Origin of the sequence: Achromobacter spanius (assembly GCF_029637605.1) — a bacterium.
GTDB classification, from domain to species: domain Bacteria; phylum Pseudomonadota; class Gammaproteobacteria; order Burkholderiales; family Burkholderiaceae_B; genus Achromobacter; species Achromobacter spanius_E.
This window is the reverse complement of sequence record NZ_CP121261.1, coordinates 2,807,869-2,827,213: the sequence shown is the minus strand read 5'-3', so window position 1 is coordinate 2,827,213 and position 19,345 is coordinate 2,807,869. Positions and strand designations below refer to the sequence as shown.

Sequence of the window (19,345 nt, the reverse complement as noted above, 5' to 3'; positions counted from 1 at the left end):
GCCTAATGGGTCTGGCGCAAAATGGCCAACAGTGCGTCGGGGTCGGCGGGTTTTTCGATCCAGCCGTCGAACATGCCGTCCGCGTCACGGCGCTCGTGGCGCGCCAGGCCGCTCAGCGCATAGATGCGCGGCGGTGCGCCACGCGAGCGCAGGCGGGACGCCAGCTCATAGCCGTCCATATCGGGCAGCAGGATGTCCACCAGCACGGCTTCGGGGCTGAAGTCGTCAATCATGTCGAGCGCGGCTTCGCCCGAAGGGGCGCAGCGCGTTTCCACGCCCGAAAGCGCCAGGAACTCGGCAAGCAGCTCCGAGCCCATTTCATTGTCGTCAACCAGCAGGACGCGAACTGCGCGCACTTCGTTCAAAAGATGTCTCCAGGGTTCAAGGGGCGGACGCATCGTGCAAGTCGCACGGCAGCCTCACCGTAAAAATGACCAGCCCGTCCCGGCACGCAACCGAGATCTCGCCGTCGTGGCCGCGCACGACCTGTTCGGCGATATACAGGCCCAGCCCCAGGCCGTTGCGGTTGCGCGACTGGCCCAGCGATTCGGGTTTGAAGGGCGAAAAAAGGTGGGTCAGCACCTCTTGCGCAATGGGCGCGCCATGGTTGGTGACGCGCAATTCAATGTCGTTGCCGCGCTGGTGCGCATGCACCAGGATGGGCTGACGCGGTGCGCCGTGCTGGCGCGCGTTGCTCATCAGGTTGGTCACAACCTGGGCGATGCGATCGGTGTCGGCCATCAGCGTCAAGCCGGGCTCCACATCGGGCTCGATGCGCAGGCCGGGGTAGGCCTGCCGCTTTTCGTCGATCAGCCCGTTGACCAGGTCGCTCAGGGCGCACGGCCGCTTCTCGATGCCCAGGCCCATGCCGCCTTGCAGGCGCGACAGGTCCAGTACCTGCGAAATCAGGCGCTGCATGCGGCCGCTGGAATAGCGGATGCGCTCGCCCATGCGCGCGCCGGAATCCGTTTTGGACAGCAGGGTGGCGGCCATGGAAATGGACTGCAAGGGGTCGCGCAGGTCGTGGCCCAGCATGGCCAACAGGGCGGTACGCGCGCGGTCCACGTCGGCGGTCCGGCTCGTGGCGATATGGGAAAGTTCGTCGCGCAGATTATCGGCGGCTTCCAGCTCGGCGGGCAGCCATGCGGTGCAGGTATTGCGCACCACTTCGCGCCAGGCCTCGAACGAGCCGCGCGGGGTCAGGCGCGGGCCTTGGTTGCCGACCGCGTATTGCTTCTCGGGCTTGCCGCCCCACACCAGCGTTTCGATCTGCTCTTTGCGCAGCCAGATCAGCCAGCCGTTGTTCATCGGGTCGAACTTGCAGGCCAGCAGGCCGGCATAGGGAACCAGATCGGTTTGCAGATCGGGGTAGTCGCGGGCGATGTTGTCGGTATGCACCAGGCGCTGGCCGCTTTGGTCCAAGGCACACAGAATGCCCGCCAGCTCGCCGCGCGGGGCGATGCCGCCAAACACCGTGACGCTGTTGCCCCATAGGCATAGCGCGGCATCGTTCGCGATCAGCGACGCGGGCGTATCCGGCCCGCTCGACAAGGCCAGATGCAGGTTTTCGGAGGCGGAGGCGCGTTCGGTCAGTTCGCTGACCAAGGCCGCATTGCGGCGCGCCTGGGCGGCGCGTTCAGCCCCTTCGATATTGGCCAACGCGGCCGACAGCACCTGCGCCAGCGCTTCGCAGGCCAGGCGTGCAGGGTAGGGGATGGGCCGTGGCGCATAGTGGTGGCAGGCGATCATGCCCCACAGCCGGTCGCCGATCACGATCGACAAGCTCATCGACGCCTGCACGCCCATGTTGGCCATGTATTCCAGATGGATCGGCGACACGCTGCGCAACACCGAAAAGCTCATGTCCAGCGGCTGCGCGCTAGCCGTGGGGGCGCCCAGCACGCGCACCGGCGTGTAGCGCGCATCGGCAATCTGGCGCAGTGTGTTCACGGTGTACAGGCGGCGTGCCTGCGCGGGGATGTCGCCTGCGGGATAGCGGCGGCCCACCCAGTCTTCCAGTGATTCGTGGCGTTCTTCCGTGACGATTTCCCCGCTGTCGTCGGGATGAAAGCGGTAGGCCATGACGCGATCGAAACCGGTGGCGCGGCGCACCTCGCGTACGGCGCTCTTGAGCAAGCCGTCGATATCGCGCTCGCGGCGCACGCGTTCGATGCTGCGGTAAATGAGAGCGGGGTCGGCGATGTCCACGCCGGCCGGGGTCCGCTGCTCCAGTTCGATAATCGTGAAGCCGTCTTCGTTGCGGTGGCCTATCACGTCGAATGTGGCGCCGTTCAACTCCAGCGCGAGCGGGTCGAAAACGGGATCGGACTTGTCCAGCCACACCGCCAGGTAGTCGGCCAGGCTGGCGGGCAGCGCGCCTGGCAGGCAGCACTCGCCCAGGGTCAGCGGCACCCCAAGCACGGCGGGCGCATTTTCGCTGGCAAATTGCAGAACCCCATCCGCGTCGAACGCCAGCAACGCCCCCAACGGCTGGATGGCGCCCGGTATATGTATTGGTTCGCTATCGCAGTTGGCGAGCGTGACTGGCGTGGGGGATTGGGTTGGCGCATTCATTGTGGGTGGGGTACCTGGGACGCGCAATGAGCTGTCATTATGTCAAATATATTGTTCGAATGTATGCATTTGCAGCCCCTTCCACTATCTGGAGCATCCATGGCCCGTCTTCCCTACGCCGATCTGTCTCATCCCGAAGCACGTCCCCTGGTGGACCGCATCGTTGCCGAACGGGGCAGCGTGCTTCATCTGTACCAAATGCTGCTACACAGCCCCGCAGTGGCCGGAGGCTGGTTGAACTACCTGACGTCCATCCGGCAACTGAGCACCTTGCCCGGTGACGTGCGCGAACTGGTCATCATGCGCGTTGCCGCGCTTAACGGCGCGCCCTACGAGGCCGATCAGCATGCGCCGATCGCGCTGAAAGAAGGCGTTTCGCAAGCCCAGTTGGATGCCCTGGGCGATTGGGAAAACTCAACGTTGTTCGACGAGCGCGAAAAATCCGTACTGGCCTACACCGACGCCATGACCCGCAACGTCCAGGTGCCGGAACCCGTGTTTCAGGCTGCCCGCGCAGCCATGGGCTCTGAAAAACTCATCGTCGAACTGACTGCGACGGTCGCGGCCTACAACATGGTGTCGCGCTTTCTGGAAGCGTTGCAGGTGCATTCGCACGATCACCGCTGACACCACCGCCAAAATCTCCGCCAAGCCGGCCATTAGGCGTATCAGCAAGTAGCGTGCCCAAAGCCTGGGCACGCTTGTTTTTTTGCTAAAGCAGACGGGATCAGCGGCGTTGCGCGTCGATCAGTGTGTCCAGCTTTACCGCATCGGCGACGAACAGCCGGATGCCTTCGGACAGCTTTTCGCTGGCCATCGCGTCGTCGTTGAGCAGCGTGCGGAAGCTGACTTCGTCCGCGCCGATACGGTCGATGGCGGGGCCCGTGTCGTCGGCGCGCAACTGCGCCGGGGCATCGCCTTGCGTACCGGCCAACTGGTTGAGCAAGTCCGGGCTGATGGTCAGCAGGTCGCAGCCCGACAGCGCCAGGATCTGGCCCACGTTGCGGAAGCTGGCGCCCATGATTTCGGTAGAAATGTCGTGCTGTTTGTAATACCGGTATATGCGCGTCACCGACAACACGCCCGGATCTTGCGGGCCGGCGTTGTCGGTTTCCACCCACGCGGCGCCCGCGCTTTTCTTGTGCCAGTCGTAGATACGGCCGACAAAAGGCGAAATCAGTTGCACGCGGGCGTCGGCGCAGGCCACGGCCTGGGGCAGCGAAAACAGCAGCGTCAGGTTGCAGCGCACGCCTTCGGCTTGCAGGGCGCGGGCGGCCTGGATGCCTTCCCAGGTGGATGCGATCTTGATCAGCACGCGCTCGCGCGGCACGCCGGCGGCTTCGTACAGGGCGATCAGGCCGCGCGCGCGCTCAATGGTGGCGCGGGTGTCGAACGACAGGCGGGCATCCACTTCGGTGGATACGCGGCCCGGCACGATATTCAGGATGGCGCGGCCAAAGGCCACCAGCAGGCGGTCGACCAGCTCAGGCGCGGACGCACCCTGGTGATCGCGCACGGTTTGTTCCAGCAGGGGGCGATAGGCATCCTGCTGAACGGCCTTGAGAATCAGGGACGGATTGGTGGTGGCGTCGGTCGGACGCAAGGCCTTCATGGCTTCGAAATCGCCGGTGTCGGCAACAACGGTAGTGTGATTGCGCAGGGCGTCAAGTTGGCTGGACATGGGCAGTAACGGCTCACAACGGCAAGGGTTGAAGGTTCCCTAGCGTATCACTGCCGTCACGGTATCGCCGTCGCCCACAAGCGCGAGGCGGTACCCTCGCCGCGCAGGGCTAATCGGCGATCCCGGCCTTATTTGGCGCGGTTCGCCGGGGAATTTGCCCGGTCAAGGTATAATCCGAAGGTTTGATTATCGATTCTAAAACCGGGGTTTACTGTGCTGCCGCAACTTTTTCCCGAGGGGATCAACCGCTTCCCTCCTGCAATTCTGGCTCTGGCGGACGGTACCATTTTTCGAGGCGTGTCGATCGGTGCGCCTGGGGCTACCGTTGCCGAAGTGGTGTTCAACACCGCGATGACCGGGTACCAGGAAATTCTCACCGATCCCAGCTATAGCGGTCAGATCGTTACGCTGACCTATCCGCACATTGGCAACACCGGCGTCAACGCCGAAGACGTGGAAGCCAATCGCGTCTATGCCGCCGGACTCGTGGTCCGCGACTGTCCCGCCCGCGTGTCGAACTTCCGTTCCACGCAATCCCTGCCCGACTATCTGGCCGCGCAGGGCATCGTTGCCATTTCCGGCATCGACACCCGCAAGCTCACGCGCATCCTGCGTGAAAAAGGCGCCCAGGGCGCCTGCATCTTCGTCGGCACCGACGCTGAACGCTCCGTTGAAATGGCGCAGGGCTTTGCCGGCATGGCCGGCCAGGACCTGGCCAAGGTCGTGTCGCAGAAAGCCAGCACCGAATGGACCGAAGGCACCTGGCAGTTGGGCGAAGGCTTTTCCAAGCCCGACCAATCCAGGTTCCACGTCGTCGCTTACGACTTCGGCATCAAGACGAACATCCTGCGCCTGTTGGCCGATCGCGGTTGCCGCCTGACCGTGGTGCCGGCGCAAACCAGCGCCGAAGACGTCCTGAAGCTCAATCCCGACGGCGTGTTCCTGTCCAACGGCCCCGGCGACCCCGAGCCTTGCGACTACGCTATCGACGCCACGCGCACGTTCCTGGACAAGAAGCTGCCGGTCTTCGGCATCTGCCTGGGCCATCAGATCATGGGCCTGGCCGTGGGCGGCAAGACGCTCAAGATGAAAACGGGCCATCACGGCGCGAACCACCCCGTGCAGGACTTGCAGTCCAAGCGCGTGTTCATCACCAGCCAGAACCACGGCTTCGCGGTCGATGCGGCCAGCCTGCCGGCAAATGCGCGCGTCACGCACGTGTCGCTGTTCGACGGCACGCTGCAGGGCTTCGAGCTCACCGACCGCCCGGCCTTCTGCTTCCAGGGTCACCCCGAAGCCAGCCCGGGTCCGCACGACATCCTTGAACTGTTCGACAAGTTCATCGCCCTGATGTCCGGCCAAAAGTAAAGATTGCATCATGCCCAAGCGTACAGACCTAAAAAGCATACTCATCATCGGCGCCGGCCCCATCATCATCGGGCAGGCCTGCGAATTCGACTATTCCGGCGCACAGGCCTGCAAGGCGCTCAAGGCTGAGGGTTACCGCACCATTCTGGTGAACAGCAACCCCGCCACGATCATGACGGACCCGGAAACGGCCGACGTCACCTACATCGAGCCCATCACCTGGCAAGCCGTTGAAAAGATCATCGAGCGTGAAAAGCCCGATGCGCTGCTGCCCACCATGGGCGGCCAGACCGCGCTGAACTGCGCACTGGACCTGGCCCACCACGGCGTGCTGAAAAAGCACAACGTGGAACTGATCGGCGCCAACGAGCACGCCATCGAAAAGGCCGAAGACCGCCAGAAGTTCAAGCAGGCCATGACCGACATCGGCCTGGAATCGGCCAAGTCGGGCGTGGCCCACAGCATGGACGAAGCCTGGGAAGTGCAGCGCCGCATCGCGGCCGAAGTCGGCACCTCGGGCTTCCCCGCCGTGATCCGCCCCAGCTTCACCATGGGTGGTTCGGGCGGCGGTATCGCCTACAACGCCGAAGAATTCGAAACGATCTGCCGTCGCGGACTGGAAGCCTCGCCGACCAGCGAACTGCTGATCGAAGAATCCTTGCTGGGCTGGAAGGAATTCGAGATGGAAGTGGTCCGCGACAAGGCGGACAACTGCATCATCGTCTGCTCGATCGAAAACCTGGACCCGATGGGCGTGCACACCGGTGACTCGATCACCGTGGCGCCGGCCCAGACGCTGACCGACAAGGAATACCAGATCATGCGTAACGCATCGATCGCGGTATTGCGCGAGATCGGCGTGGATACGGGCGGCTCGAACGTGCAGTTCGCCGTCAATCCGAAGAACGGCCGCATGATCGTCATCGAGATGAACCCGCGCGTGTCGCGTTCGTCGGCACTGGCATCCAAGGCCACCGGCTTTCCCATCGCCAAGGTCGCCGCGCGCCTGGCCGTGGGCTACACGCTGGACGAGCTCAAGAACGAAATCACCGGCGGCGCCACGCCCGCCTCGTTCGAACCGTCGATCGACTACGTCGTCACCAAGGTGCCGCGTTTCGCCTTCGAAAAATTCCCCACCGCCGACGCACGCCTGACCACCCAGATGAAGTCCGTGGGTGAAGTCATGGCCATCGGCCGCACCTTCCAGGAATCGTTCCAGAAGGCGCTGCGTGGCCTGGAAGTCGGCGTTGACGGCCTGAACCAGAAAACCACCGACCGCGAAAAGCTGCAAGTCGAGCTGGGCGAGCCCGGTCCGGAACGTATCTGGTATGTGGGCGACGCCTTCGCGCAAGGCTTCACGCTGGACGAAGTGCACAACATCACGCACATCGACCCGTGGTTCCTGTCGCAGATCAAGGAAATCGTCGACATCGAACTGGCGCTGGAACAAAAGACGCTGGCCGACCTGGACTACGCCACGCTGTGGGAACTGAAGCGCCGCGGTTTCTCCGACCGCCGCCTGGCATTCCTGCTGGATTCCGCTGAATCCGAAGTGCGCAAGCTGCGTCACCAGTTGAACGTGCGCCCGGTCTACAAGCGCGTTGACACCTGCGCCGCCGAATTCGCCACCCGCACCGCGTACATGTACTCCACGTACGAGGAAGAGTGCGAGTCCGCGCCCACCGATCGCAAGAAAATCATCGTGCTGGGCGGTGGCCCGAACCGTATCGGCCAAGGCATCGAATTCGACTACTGCTGCGTGCACGCCGCGCTGGCGCTGCGCGACGACGGGTACGAGACCATCATGGTCAACTGCAACCCGGAAACCGTGTCCACCGACTACGACACGTCCGATCGCCTGTACTTTGAACCGCTGACCTTGGAAGACGTGCTGGAAATCGTCCACAAGGAAAACCCGGTTGGCATGATCGTCCAGTACGGCGGCCAGACCCCGCTGAAGCTGGCGCGTGCCCTGGAAGCCAACGGCGTGCCCATCATCGGCACCAGCCCGGAATCCATCGACGTTGCCGAAGACCGCGAACGCTTCCAGAAGCTGCTGAACAAGCTGGGCCTGCGTCAGCCGCCCAACCGCACCGCGCGCACCGAAGGCGAGGCCCTGGCTCACGCCACCGAGATCGGCTACCCGCTGGTCGTGCGTCCCAGCTACGTGCTGGGCGGCCGCGCCATGGAAATCGTGCACGAGCAACAAGACCTCGAGCGCTACATGCGCGAGGCCGTGAAGGTCAGCAATGACTCGCCCGTGCTGCTGGACCGCTTCCTGAACAACGCCACCGAAGTCGACGTGGACTGCCTGGCCGACGGCGAAACCGTCTTCATCGGCGGCGTCATGGAACACATCGAGCAGGCCGGCGTGCACTCGGGCGACTCGGCTTGCAGCCTGCCGCCCTACTCGTTGTCGGCGGAAGTCATCGCCGAGATCAAGCGCCAGACCACGATGATGGCCAAGGCCTTGAACGTCAGCGGCCTGATGAACGTGCAGTTCGCCATCCAGGGCGGCGACGTCTACGTGCTGGAAGTGAACCCGCGTGCCTCGCGCACGGTGCCCTACGTGTCCAAGGCCACCGGCCTGCAACTGGCCAAGATCGCCGCGCGCGCCATGGCCGGCCAGACGCTGGCGGCGCAAGGCATCACGAAGGAAATCGTGCCGCCTTACTTTTCGGTCAAGGAAGCCGTGTTCCCGTTCGTGAAGTTCCCGGGCGTGGACACCATCCTGGGTCCGGAAATGAAGTCGACCGGTGAAGTGATGGGCGTGGGCATGAGCTTCGGCGAAGCCTTCGTGAAGTCGCAGTTGGCTGCTGGCGTGCGCTTGCCGGAATCCGGCACGGTGTTCATCAGCGTGAAGAACCAGGACAAGCCCCGCGCCGTGGAAGTGGCGCGCGGCCTGCACGCCATGGGCTTCAAGCTGGTTGCCACGCGCGGCACGGCGGCCGAAATTGAAACCGCGGGCATTCCGGTGCAAGTGGTCAACAAGGTCACCGAAGGCCGTCCGCACATCGTCGACATGGTGAAGAACGGCGAAATCGCGCTGGTCATCAACACCGTCGAAGAACGCCGCAACGCCATCGTGGATTCGCGCACGATCCGTACGCAATCGCTGGCTGCCCGCGTCACCTTCTTCACCACCATTGCCGGCGCCCGCGCCGCGGTTGAAGGCATGCAGTATCTGCGCCAGGGTCTGGGCCTGCAGGTGTATCCGTTGCAGGACCTGCACGCATCGCTTAGCGGTCAAGACTGACGCGACAGCGCCAAGCCCGCGGGCTTGAGGTAGGATGCCGGGGCGGCCCTTGATCAGGGCCGCCCTTTTTCCATCCTGCAATCCACTTTGCTTACCGATCCCATGAACAAAGTCTTCATCACCGGCGCCAGCAGTGGCTTGGGTCGCGCCCTGGCGCAGCAGTACGCCGCATCGGGCGCCACGCTGGGTCTTTTGGGCCGGCGCGAAGACGCGCTGCGCGAATTGGCCGACAGCCTGCCGGGCGAGCATCGTTGCTATGCGGTGGACGTGCGCGACCGGGCCGCGCTGCATGCGGCGGCGGCCGATTTCATTGCGTTCTGCCAGGGCAGGGTGGATGTGGTCATCGCCAGCGCGGGCATCAGCGCCGGCACGTTGACCGAACACGGTGAGGACTACGACGTCTTCAAAGCCATCGTCGATACCAATCTGCTGGCCACCGTGGCCACCTTCGAACCCTTCGTGGGCGCCATGCGCGCGGCCGGATCGGGTCGTCTGGTGGGCATTGCCAGCGTGGCGGGCGTGCGTGGACTGCCGGGCGCGGGTGCCTACAGCGCTTCCAAATCCGCCGTGGTGACCTATTGCGAAAGCCTGCGGCTGGAGCTGGCGGCGGACGGTATTCAGGTGGTGACGATTGCCCCGGGCTACATCAAGACCGCCATGACGGCCAAGAACCCGTATTCCATGCCCTTCCTGATGGAAGCGGACGCCTTTGCACAACGCGCGCATGCGGCCATTGCGCGCGGAACGTCGTATACGGTGATTCCGTGGCAGATGGGCGTGGTGGCCAAGCTGATGCGCCTGTTGCCCAACGCGGTGTATGACAAGCTGGCGCGCAATGCGCCACGCAAACCGCGCAAAGCGGGGTGATGCGCGACCGCGCGGCGGGCTTGCCCGCCGCGCGTGAACGCGATGGTGCGTTACGAGCGTGTTTGCGTAACTTGCGTTGCCTGCATTACTTGCGTCAAGGCACCACGTCGTCGCCGACCTCATCGGCCACGTGGCCCACGTCGCCCCAATCCAGCACTTCCCATTTGCGACCCTGTACGCTGACGCGGTTGATGCTGACGTTCAGCAGCGCGGCATCGCGCGCGCCGTTCAGCGGCACGCCCGAGGCATGGCGCCAGATGATGTCCAGCACGCCGCCGTGCGTGAACATCAGAATGCGCTCGCCGTCATGGCGGCTGGCGATGTCGTCCACCGTGGAAATGACACGCGACTGGAACTGGCCCAGCGTTTCGCCGCCATCCAGTGGCCGCAAGGGATCGCGGCTTTTCCAGGCCGCGGCAGCTTCGGGCGCCTGCACGTCGATGTGTTCGTGGTCCAGCCCTTCCAGCACGCCGAAGCCGCGCTCGCGGATGCCGGGTTCTACCCGCACGCGCAAGCCCAGTTGTTCGGATACGGGCACCGCCGTGGCGTGGGCGCGTTGCAGGTCGCTGCTGTAGATGGCGTGGATGGGCGTGTGGCGGGCCTCGTCGCGCAGGCGCGCGGCAAGCAGGCTGGCCTGGTTGACGCCGAATTCGTTCAGGGGAATGTCTTTCCAGCCTTGCAGGCGGCGCTGGCGGTTCCAGTCGGTTTCGCCATGGCGGATGAACCAGATTTCAGTCATTACGGTCGTAGTGGGGAATAAGGCAGGAAGTGGGGCAAAGCTTGGGAATCAACGCTTGGTCATCAAAGCTGGGCGGGTGCGATCACCGTGCGCGGCTTCCAGATGGCGTGAATGATCGAGCTTAACGCGACGAGCGCGGGCTCGCTAGCGCGCTCATAAGGCAGGATGAAGCCTAGCATGGCGTCGGCGCGGGCCTGGCCCCACACGATGAAATCATTGGACGCGGCGCCCGCCAGCGCGGTCTCTTCGCGCAACAGCGCGCAGCCCGCGCCGGCGCGCACCAGCGCCTCCAGGTTGGCCTGGTCATCGTTTTGCATGACGATGCGCGGCGTCAGGCCGTGGCGTTCGAACATGTCGCGCAGCAGCAGATGCGTATGGCTGCCCGACGGCCCGTCCAGCCACGGCAACTGGGCCACTTCGCGCCAGCCGCCGCGCTTGAGCGCCGTGGCGTGTTCTTTCGGCAGGGCAATGCGATAGCGCACGCTGCGCAGCGGCAGCCACAACACGCCGCGCGGCGGGTTGGCGGCGATGGTCAGCGCGGCCGGCAGGCGCCCGGTGCTGACCTGCTCGGCCAGCGTGGCGGTGGGCAGGGTCTGGGTTTTCAGTTCCACCAGCGGCAGGCGCTGCGTGACGGCAGAAGCCAGTTCGCCCAGGCGCAGGAAGTCCGGCTTTTCGCTGGGCACACCCAGTTCCACGACCCCATGCAGGCTGCCCTGCAACTGCTGTGCTTCGGATTTGAACTGCGCGCCCAGCACCAGCAGCGATTCCGCCGTGGGCAGCAGCACCTCGCCCGCCTTGGCCAAGGCCAGTCGGCCGCCGCTGCGGTCGAACAAGGCCACGCCCAGGCTTTGTTCCAGCGCCTTGATCTGCGCGGTCACGGCGGGCTGGGTCAGGGACAGCGCTTCGGCCGCCTTGGTCAGGTTGCCCAGCCGGGCAACCGTGACGAAAGCGCGGATCTGATAGATTTCCATGGCGGCAAGTTTAGGCCGCCAGCAGCCGTATCTGGGTGGGCTCCAGTCCAATGGAAACCGGCGCGCCGGCAGGGAAGGGCGACAGCCCTGCCAGATGCGACTGGTCGGCCGTCAGGCGCTGTTCACCGATCAGCACCTGATAGCGCGTGAATTCGCCCAGGAATTCGCTGCTTTCCACAATGCCCGGCAGCCATACATAGCGCGCGTCGCCCAGGCCATCCGCCATTTCGATCTGCACGGTGTGCGGCCGGAAACTAGCCGCCAGACGGCTGGCGGCGGGCGCCTCGGTCGTCAACGGCAGGTGCAGGTCGCCCACGCCCGGCACCGCCAGCACGACGCTGCCGCTGGTGCGTTCGCGCACATCGCCTTCCAGCACGTTCATCGTGCCCACGAAGTTGGCCACGAAGCGGTTCACGGGATAGTCGAACAGCGTGCTGGGCGCGCCAATCTGCTGCACCACGCCATGGTCCAGCACGGCCATCCGGTCCGCCGTGGTCATGGCTTCTTCCTGATCATGCGTGACGAAGATGGTGGTGATGCCCAGCCGGCGTTGCAGACTGAGCAGGTCTTGGCGCATCTGCACGCGCAGCTTCTTGTCCAGGTTGGACAGCGGCTCATCCAGCAGCAGCACCTGCGGTTCGATGACGATGGTTCTGGCCAGCGCCACGCGCTGCTGCTGCCCGCCCGACAACTGGTTCGGCCGGCGCTTGCCAAACTGCGACAGCCCCACCAGTTCGAGCGCGGCCTCGACCTTGGCGCGGATCTCGGCGCGGGGCAGCTTGCGTTCAACCAGGCCGAACGCCACGTTGTCCCAGACCGACATGTGGGGCCACAGCGCATAGTTCTGGAACACCATGCCGATGTTGCGGTTCCAGGGCGGGGTGCCGCTGATGTCCTTGCCGTCCACCAGCAATTGGCCCGCGCTGTGCCGGTTGAAGCCGGCAATCAGCCGCAGCAGCGTCGACTTGCCCGAACCCGACGGCCCCAGCAACGCAAAGAACTCCCCGGCTCGACGTGGATGTTCACATCCTTCAGCACTTCGGTCGTGCCATACGACAGGCGGATGTTGCGGCACTCTACGCTGACTTTCTTCATGCGGATTCCCCTTCGTTGCGTGCCGGGCGCTGGCGCGACTGCGCGCGCTCCACCAGCAGGTGCGATACATACGTGCCGATAGCCACCGCGGCCACCGCCAGCACGCCCAGCGCGGCTCCCGGCCCCCGACCCGCCGCGCTTTGCATATACAGATAGATGCCGTAGCTCATGGGCGCCTGGCTGTCCTTGGTGACCAGCATGATGGTGGCCGACAGCTCAACCGCCGCCGTCACGAAGCTGGTCACGAAGCCCGCCAGCATGCCGCCCGCCATCAACGGCACCACCACGCGGCGAATCGTGCTCATGCGTGTGGCACCCAGTGATTGCGCGGCTTCCTCCAGCGATACGTTGATCTGCTGCAAGGACGCCACGCAGGATCGCAGCGCGTAAGGCAGGCGCCTGACCGAATACGCAATCATGATGATGATCCACGACGAGGTCAGCAGCGTGCCCGTGCCCGGAAGCTCGATCCCGCGGAACGTGCGCAGGAAGCCGATGGCCAGCACGATGCCGGGTATCGCCAGCGCTGCGGAGGCCATGAAGTCCAGCCATTGGCGCGCCGGCAGCCGGGTGCGCAGCATCAGGTAGGCGATGGCGGTGCCAATGATCACGTCCACGCCCGCCGCCAGCCCGCAATACAGCAGCGTGTTGGCGATCATTCCCTGCGATTCTGAAAACACTGCTGAATAATGCGCCAATGTGTAGCCATCGGGTAGCGGCGCATAGCTCCAGACGCTGGCTAGCGACAACAGCAGCACGCCCATGTGCGGCGACAGCACCAGCATCAGCACCAGGATGATCCAGCCGTAGGCCAGCACGCTTTCCATTGGCCCCAGCTTGCGCTTCTGGATTGAATTGCCGCCCTTTTGCAGCGTGGAGTAATCACGCCCCTTGAGCACACGCGCCGACAGCCACAAGGCCAAAATCGAAAACGCGACCATGATCACGCTGATCACATAGCCCAGCGGGTCTTCCAGGCCCACCTGCGTAATGCGCAGGTACGCTTGCGGCGCCAGCATGTTGGTGGTGCCCAGCACCAGCGGCGTGCCCAGGTCGTCGAACACCTTGACGAACACCAGCGACGCCCCCGCCACGTAGCCGGGCAGCGCCAGCGGAAAGATCACGCGGCGGAACAGGCGGAACCCGCGCGAGCCCAGGTTGAACGCGGCTTCTTCCATCGCCCCGTCGATGTTGCGCAGCGCCACCACCAGGTTCATCAGGATGAAGGGGAAGTAATGCAGGGCTTCAACGAAGATGACGCCGTTCAAGCCTTCCATGAACGGGATCGTGAAACCGAACCAGTCGTTCAGCAGCAGGTTGACGCTGCCCGACCGCCCGAAGATCAACTGCATCGCCACCGCGCCCACGAAGGGCGGCATGATTAGCGGCAGCACGCCCAGCGTCTGGATGATCAGCGCGCCGCGGAACTCGAAGCGCACCGTGAAGTAGGCCAGCGGCACGGCGATCAGCGACGCCAGCAGCGCAGACCAGCCCGCCACGTACAGGCTGTTGAAGAACGCTTCCTGCATCAATGGCTGGTTGAAGAACGCGCCGAAGTGGCCCATCGTGAAGCTGCCGTCGGCGTTCACGAAGGCGCTGTAGAACACCGTGCCCACGGGCACGGCAAGAAACAGCAGCAGAAAGCCGAACACCAGCAGCGCCGTCAATACGGGGCCGGCGGGCAGGCGTGAGTGGCCCGAAGAAGTCATCGAGATTCCCGAATGTGTTGCCAGGGGACTGCGCGCGCGGCGGGGCAAACCACTCTGCCCACCGCGCGCGTCGCGGCGGGTGGCTTAGAGCGCGGCGGCCTCTCTGGCCAGCTTCACGGCTTCTTCGTAGTTCGCCCGCGCCCGGCCGTTCCACTCGCCTTCCAACTGGGTGATCTGCTGGTTCACCGAGGCGTCTTTCTTGTTGCCCGCGAAGACCGCCAGGAACGCCGGGTCGGCGGCCTTCTTGCCATCGACAAGCGGCGCCCATGTCAGCTTGCGCGCTTGTCCCAGCAGTTCGGCGGCGCGCCCGCTATTGGCTTTGTCGCCCAGCTTGGCTTCGGCGTCGTAGATCGCCTTGGTGGCGGCCTGCAATTCCTTCAGGCGGAACGTGATGGTCTGGTCGTACAGCGATTGCACGACGTAGTAGCGGCTTTGCGACAGGTCGGCATTGAACTGCACCTTGCTGCGCTTGGCGATCTCGGCGGGGTCCGGGTAGCCTTGCGGAATCTTGCCGGCCAAGGCCGAGTACGGCAGCACGGGCAGGCGCGAGATCTTGGGTTGCAGCAGCAGTTCCTGGCCGGCCTGGCTAAGCGTGAAGGCAATGAACTTCTTGCCTTCCTCGGTGTTCTTCGCGCCTTCGATCAGCGCAATATTGGCCGGCACGATGGCCGTCTCGGAGGGGTAGACGAATTCCACCGGGAACTTGGAATACTTGCTGGACAAGCCGAAGAAGTCGATGACCGGGCCGGCGCCGAACTGGCCGTTGTTCACGCCGTCCGGCACGCCGAAAGACCGTTCCGTAATGGCGCTGCTGTTGCCCGACATGCGCAGCAGCGTGTTCCAGCCATCATCCCAGCCTTCACCTTGCAATATGGTTTCCACGGTCAGGTGCATCGTGCCTGAACGCGACGGTGAGGTGATGCCGACATGCCCGAACCACTTGGGCGACAGCAGGTCCTTCCATTCCACCGGCGCGGCAAGCTTGTGCGCGGCAAGGTAGCGTGTGTTGTAGACGATGCCGTATCCCGCCAACGCCTGGCCCAGGTACATGCCGGACGGGTCATTGATGGGGTAATTGCCAATTTTGTCCGGCACGTCCTTGTTGGCCACGTCGGAAGACTTGGCCAGCAGTTTGTCGCGGCCCAGCACTTCGAAGGCGTCGGGCGCGCTGGCCCAGAACACCTCGGGGCGTTGGCCCGCTGGCGTTTCACGCACATACGCAATGCCCGACACGGTGTTCTTGTTCAGGATTTCCAGCGTGATGCCGGGGTTGGCTTTTTCGAACGCGGTCTTGTAGGCCTGGGTCAGGTCTTTCGGGAACGACGTGATCACCGTGACGGTGCCGGCCAGGGCAGGGGCCGCACAAACGGCCAGCAGGGCTCCTGCAAGGGCTGTGCGCATTGCATGCATGGTTTGTCTCCGTAGTTTTAATTTGTCCGGAGACAGTAATGTCAGGCCTGGCATGCGTCCAATCAGAAATTTTGATGCGCCTCATCAGCGCGGGCGCCTTGACGGCGGCGCCTGCGCTGGCCAGGCCTTGCCTGCTGGCTGTGGGCGCTTATGCCGTGGTCGACACGCTGCCTTGCGCGGCCTGCGCCTGTTTGACCATCACCTGCACAATCTGACCTTGAATCTGCATGGCCTGGCCGTTCAGTGCCTGCAACTGCTGCGCCTTCATCTCGGCCGACATGCCGCTGGCATTGACCTTGGCGATCTGGTCCATGACGCGCTTGAGCTGCTTCTGCAACTCTTTGATCTGACGGGCGAAGTCGTCTTCGTTGCTGCTTTCTTCAGCGGCTTGCGAGCCGCCCACCGCCATGGCGCCCGCGGCGCCGACGCGGATTTTCCCGTCCGGCGTGAGCGTGGTCGCCTGCGCGTCCGCGCCCTCCTTGGACTCTTTGTTGGCCTGGATCTTCTGGGCCCACAGTTCGGCCAAGCTGCCGATGCGGGATGTGCCGCCGATGGAATTGATCGCCATGATGTCTCCTGCTGCCGGGTTGTACTGCGTGTGTGCCCCGGTAGTCCGGTGGTGAACCGGGCTTTCGGGGTTTCCCTAAGTACGGCATGGTGCCAGCCATACTTAAACGTTGCCGCTCCTTCGCAGCCCCCTTTACACTGGCGCCCGCTCACCCAACCCCTTATTTGGGATATTTATGTCGAATTCGTACTTTCCGCGTTGGCGCCTGGCGGACGATGCCGAACCCGGCGTCATCATCGCGCCTGATGAAAGGCTGTCCTGGCCCAAGAATGTGGCCATGGGCGCGCAGCACGTGGTGGCCATGTTTGGCTCGACGGTGCTGGCGCCGCTGCTGATGGGCTTCGATCCCAACGTGGCGATCCTCATGTCCGGCATCGGCACGCTGATCTTCTTCCTGTTCGTCGGCGGCCGCGTGCCCAGCTACCTGGGGTCCAGCTTCGCCTTCATCGGCGGCGTGATCGCGGTGACCGGGTATGCGGGGGGCGGGGCCAACGCCAATATTGGCGTGGCGCTGGGCGCCATCATCGCCTGCGGTCTGGCCTATACCTTGATCGGCGTGATCGTGTGGATCGCCAATGCCCGGTCTGGCAGCGGCGCCAACTGGATCGATGCGCTGATGCCGCCGGTCGTCACGGGCGCCGTGGTGGCGGTGATCGGTCTGAACCTGGCGCCCATCGCGGCCAAGGGCGCCATGGGCGCGTCGGGCTTCGACACCTTCATGGCGCTGGTCACCATCGTCTGCGTCGGCGGCATTGCCGTCTACACGAAAGGCATGGTCCAACGCCTGCTGATCCTGGTCGGCCTGATCCTTGCCTGCGTGGTGTACGCGGTGCTGGCCAATGGCATGGGCCTGGGCAAGCCCATCGATTTTTCGGGCGTGGCCAACGCTGCCTGGATCGGCCTGCCGCATTTCGCGGCACCCGTCTTCAAGGCGGAAGCCATGGGCTTGATCGTGCCGGTCGCCATCATCCTGGTCGCGGAAAACCTGGGCCACGTGAAGGCGGTCAGCGCCATGACGGGCCGCGACCTGGACCGCTACCTGGGCCGCGCCTTCGTCGGCGACGGCGTGGCGACCATGGTGTCGGGCGCGGTGGGCGGCACGGGCGTCACCACCTACGCCGAGAACATCGGCGTGATGGCGGTGACCCGCATCTATTCCACGCTGGTCTTCGTGGTGGCCGCGCTGATCGCCATCGTGCTGGGCTTTTCGCCCAAGTTCGGCGCGCTGATCCAGACGATTCCCGGCCCGGTTCTGGGCGGCATGTCGGTCGTGGTTTTCGGTTTGATCGCGATTGCGGGCGCACGCATCTGGGTGGTCAACCAGGTCGACTTCAGCGACAACCGCAACCTGATCGTGGCCGCGGTCACCTTGGTGATGGGCGCGGGCGACTTCACCATCAAGATCGGCGACTTCATGCTGGGCGGCATCGGCACGGCTACGTTCGGGGCCATTATCCTGTATGCCTTGCTGCGTCGCAGAAAGCCCGTTTCGGCATAAAAATGGGCGGCTTTGGCATGCGCCACCGGGCAAAATGACAAAATACTATTGAAAAGTATCTTTTCAGCAACGCGCGGCAGCGGGCCCTTGCCCGAGGCGGTCGTCGTGGTTGAAAATTCTTGAGGAAATAGCCGGTTTTCGCGGGTTACAGCAGCGAAATGCGTGCAAAAGCACGTTTTCCGCGGTGGCTTGCAATTCCGAGGGACTTTGCCCACAATATGACTTTGATTGCCCCGGTTCCGACCCGAGCCGGGGTTTTGTTTTGGTCGTCCGCGCCGCTTGCCTCGCATTGATTGATGTCCCGATGGCAGGTGCGCGCCGGGGTAACGACCTTCACCGAGAACGCTCCTTCGGGGCGTTTTCTACTTTTTGTTTGGGAAACGACATGTCTGCCATTCCTTTGACCGTGCGCGGGGCCGAGCGCTTGCAAGAAGAGCTCCAGCGGCTGAAAACCGTGGAACGCCCTGCCGTTATCAATGCCATCGCCGAAGCGCGTGCACAGGGTGATCTGTCGGAAAACGCCGAATATGACGCTGCTCGCGAGCGCCAAGGCTTTATCGAAGGCCGGATTGCCGAACTTGAAGGCACGCTTTCCAATGCCCACCTGATTGACCCCACTGCTTTGGACGCCGAAGGCCGTGCCGTGTTTGGCGCAACCGTCGACATCGAAGACCTGGATTCCGGTGACCGCGTCACGTACCAGATCGTGGGCGACGTCGAGGCTGACATCAAGGCCAACCTGATTTCCGTCTCCAGCCCGGTGGCGCGCGCGCTGATCGGCAAGAGCGAAGGCGATGTGGTCGAGGTCAAGGCCCCGGCTGGCGTTCGCGAATACGAAGTTCTGGGCGTGCGTTACATCTAACGCGCTCGCCTTAGCGGTAAACTGTCAAAACGCCATAGCTCGAAGCCTGATTCAGGCTGAGTGCCCGCGGAGACTGCGCGGATCGCTATGGTGGACCGGGCGCGTCAGGCGCCCGTTTTTGTGCCCGGCCTTATCTTTTCGACGTCTTGCGGCTGGTGCCGCTGCGAGCTCCGGCGCGCAGGCTGAGCGCGCTGCCGGCGCGGCGCGGAATGCCGTGGCCGCTGGCGGTAGCCCGCTTGTTGCTGGGGCGCATCGGCTTGCCGTTCTTGTTCAGTTGGTCTTGCGGCACGAAACGCGTCTTGGCTGGCTTGGGCTCTTCGGACTCGCTGCGGCGCGGGCGCTTGGCAAGGCTTTTGCCTTCGGCGGCCAGCTTCTTCGGCGTGTACGGTTCGGAAGCGCGGCGCTTGGCGGGAGCCTCGGGCTCCATCGCTGCCAGGGCGGCAGGCTTGATGTTGCCGGCCAGCGGGCGGAAAAGAATCAGGGTCTTGCCCAAATGGTGCACCGCGGCGCAAGACAGGGTGTCGCAGATGGTCGACAACATGGTCTCGCGGGCCTCGCGGTCATCGCCGCCGGCGCGCACCTTGATGAGGCCGTGGGAAGCCAGTGCCAAGTCGATTTCCTTGAGCACGGCGTCGGTCAGGCCATTGTCGCCAATCAGGACGACGGGGCGCAGAGGGTGAGCGGCGGAGCGAAGGTCGCTGCGCTCACGAGAGGTAAGTTCTAATATAGGCATGCGTGGAATTGTAC

15 protein-coding genes and 1 pseudogene are annotated in these 19,345 nt (G+C 64.1%); 6 read left to right on the top strand and 10 right to left on the bottom strand.

Annotation, left to right across the window (positions count from 1 at the left end; genetic code table 11):
• Window positions 1-2 precede the first annotated feature (2 nt).
• A complete protein-coding gene (locus P8T11_RS12530; protein ID WP_268082373.1) occupies window positions 3-356 on the bottom strand; it encodes a response regulator in 354 nt (117 codons plus the stop codon).
• Between the two features lie 25 nt (window positions 357-381).
• Window positions 382-2,574, bottom strand: a complete 2,193-nt coding sequence (locus P8T11_RS12525) for an ATP-binding protein (RefSeq protein WP_268081632.1) — start codon at window positions 2,572-2,574, stop codon at window positions 382-384.
• Window positions 2,575-2,673: 99 nt separating this feature from the next.
• Here P8T11_RS12525 and P8T11_RS12520 point away from each other — a divergent pair, with 99 nt between their 5' ends.
• Complete coding sequence (locus P8T11_RS12520; protein WP_268081633.1) at window positions 2,674-3,201, top strand: carboxymuconolactone decarboxylase family protein; 528 nt, start codon at window positions 2,674-2,676, stop codon at window positions 3,199-3,201.
• A 100-nt stretch (window positions 3,202-3,301) separates the two neighbouring features.
• On the opposite strand, the gene tal is transcribed toward P8T11_RS12520, so the two are convergent.
• On the bottom strand, window positions 3,302-4,255 hold the full coding sequence (gene tal, locus P8T11_RS12515; RefSeq protein WP_268081634.1) for a transaldolase: 954 nt from the start codon (window positions 4,253-4,255) through the stop codon (window positions 3,302-3,304).
• Window positions 4,256-4,468: 213 nt separating this feature from the next.
• On the opposite strand from tal, the gene carA reads away from it, so the two are divergent.
• The 3 genes from carA (at window position 4,469) to P8T11_RS12500 (ending at window position 9,746) form a co-directional block, all read left to right on the top strand.
• Window positions 4,469-5,623 carry a glutamine-hydrolyzing carbamoyl-phosphate synthase small subunit gene (carA, locus tag P8T11_RS12510; protein ID WP_268081635.1) on the top strand — a complete coding sequence of 385 codons (1,155 nt, stop codon included), beginning with the start codon at window positions 4,469-4,471 and terminating at the stop codon, window positions 5,621-5,623.
• 10 nt (window positions 5,624-5,633) lie between these two features.
• Window positions 5,634-8,879 carry a carbamoyl-phosphate synthase large subunit gene (gene carB, locus P8T11_RS12505; RefSeq protein ID WP_268081637.1) on the top strand — a complete coding sequence of 1,082 codons (3,246 nt, stop codon included), beginning with the start codon at window positions 5,634-5,636 and terminating at the stop codon, window positions 8,877-8,879.
• A 102-nt stretch (window positions 8,880-8,981) separates the two neighbouring features.
• On the top strand, window positions 8,982-9,746 hold the full coding sequence (locus P8T11_RS12500; RefSeq protein WP_268081638.1) for an SDR family oxidoreductase: 765 nt from the start codon (window positions 8,982-8,984) through the stop codon (window positions 9,744-9,746).
• 94 nt (window positions 9,747-9,840) lie between these two features.
• On the opposite strand, the gene P8T11_RS12495 is transcribed toward P8T11_RS12500, so the two are convergent.
• The 6 genes and pseudogenes from P8T11_RS12495 to P8T11_RS12470 form a co-directional block, all read right to left on the bottom strand.
• On the bottom strand, window positions 9,841-10,485 hold the full coding sequence (locus P8T11_RS12495) for a histidine phosphatase family protein (RefSeq protein WP_268081639.1): 645 nt from the start codon (window positions 10,483-10,485) through the stop codon (window positions 9,841-9,843).
• 62 nt (window positions 10,486-10,547) lie between these two features.
• Complete coding sequence (locus P8T11_RS12490; protein WP_268081640.1) at window positions 10,548-11,456, bottom strand: LysR family transcriptional regulator; 909 nt, start codon at window positions 11,454-11,456, stop codon at window positions 10,548-10,550.
• Window positions 11,457-11,466: 10 nt separating this feature from the next.
• Window positions 11,467-12,551 (bottom strand): annotated as a pseudogene (locus P8T11_RS12485) (ABC transporter ATP-binding protein).
• Window positions 12,548-14,260, bottom strand: coding sequence for an ABC transporter permease (locus P8T11_RS12480; RefSeq protein ID WP_268081642.1), 1,713 nt, complete (start codon window positions 14,258-14,260; stop codon window positions 12,548-12,550). The pseudogene P8T11_RS12485 and the gene P8T11_RS12480 overlap by 4 nt, the downstream one beginning before the upstream one ends.
• 84 nt (window positions 14,261-14,344) lie before the next feature.
• The gene (locus P8T11_RS12475; protein WP_268081643.1) at window positions 14,345-15,670 is read right to left on the bottom strand and encodes an ABC transporter substrate-binding protein; all 1,326 of its coding nucleotides are present in this window, start codon (window positions 15,668-15,670) and stop codon (window positions 14,345-14,347) included.
• 148 nt (window positions 15,671-15,818) lie between these two features.
• A complete protein-coding gene (locus P8T11_RS12470) occupies window positions 15,819-16,238 on the bottom strand; it encodes a FlxA-like family protein (protein WP_268081644.1) in 420 nt (139 codons plus the stop codon).
• A 175-nt stretch (window positions 16,239-16,413) separates the two neighbouring features.
• On the opposite strand from P8T11_RS12470, the gene P8T11_RS12465 reads away from it, so the two are divergent.
• Both P8T11_RS12465 and greA read left to right on the top strand, forming a co-directional pair.
• Complete coding sequence (locus P8T11_RS12465; RefSeq protein WP_268081645.1) at window positions 16,414-17,736, top strand: solute carrier family 23 protein; 1,323 nt, start codon at window positions 16,414-16,416, stop codon at window positions 17,734-17,736.
• A gap of 385 nt (window positions 17,737-18,121) precedes the next feature.
• Window positions 18,122-18,598 (top strand): transcription elongation factor GreA, encoded by a 477-nt coding sequence (gene greA / locus P8T11_RS12460; protein ID WP_268081646.1) that lies wholly within the window; start codon window positions 18,122-18,124, stop codon window positions 18,596-18,598.
• Between the two features lie 130 nt (window positions 18,599-18,728).
• Here greA and P8T11_RS12455 read toward each other — a convergent pair whose 3' ends face one another.
• Window positions 18,729-19,331: a YhbY family RNA-binding protein gene (locus P8T11_RS12455; RefSeq protein WP_268081647.1), complete on the bottom strand. Its 603-nt coding sequence runs from the start codon at window positions 19,329-19,331 to the stop codon at window positions 18,729-18,731.
• Window positions 19,332-19,345 lie beyond the last annotated feature (14 nt).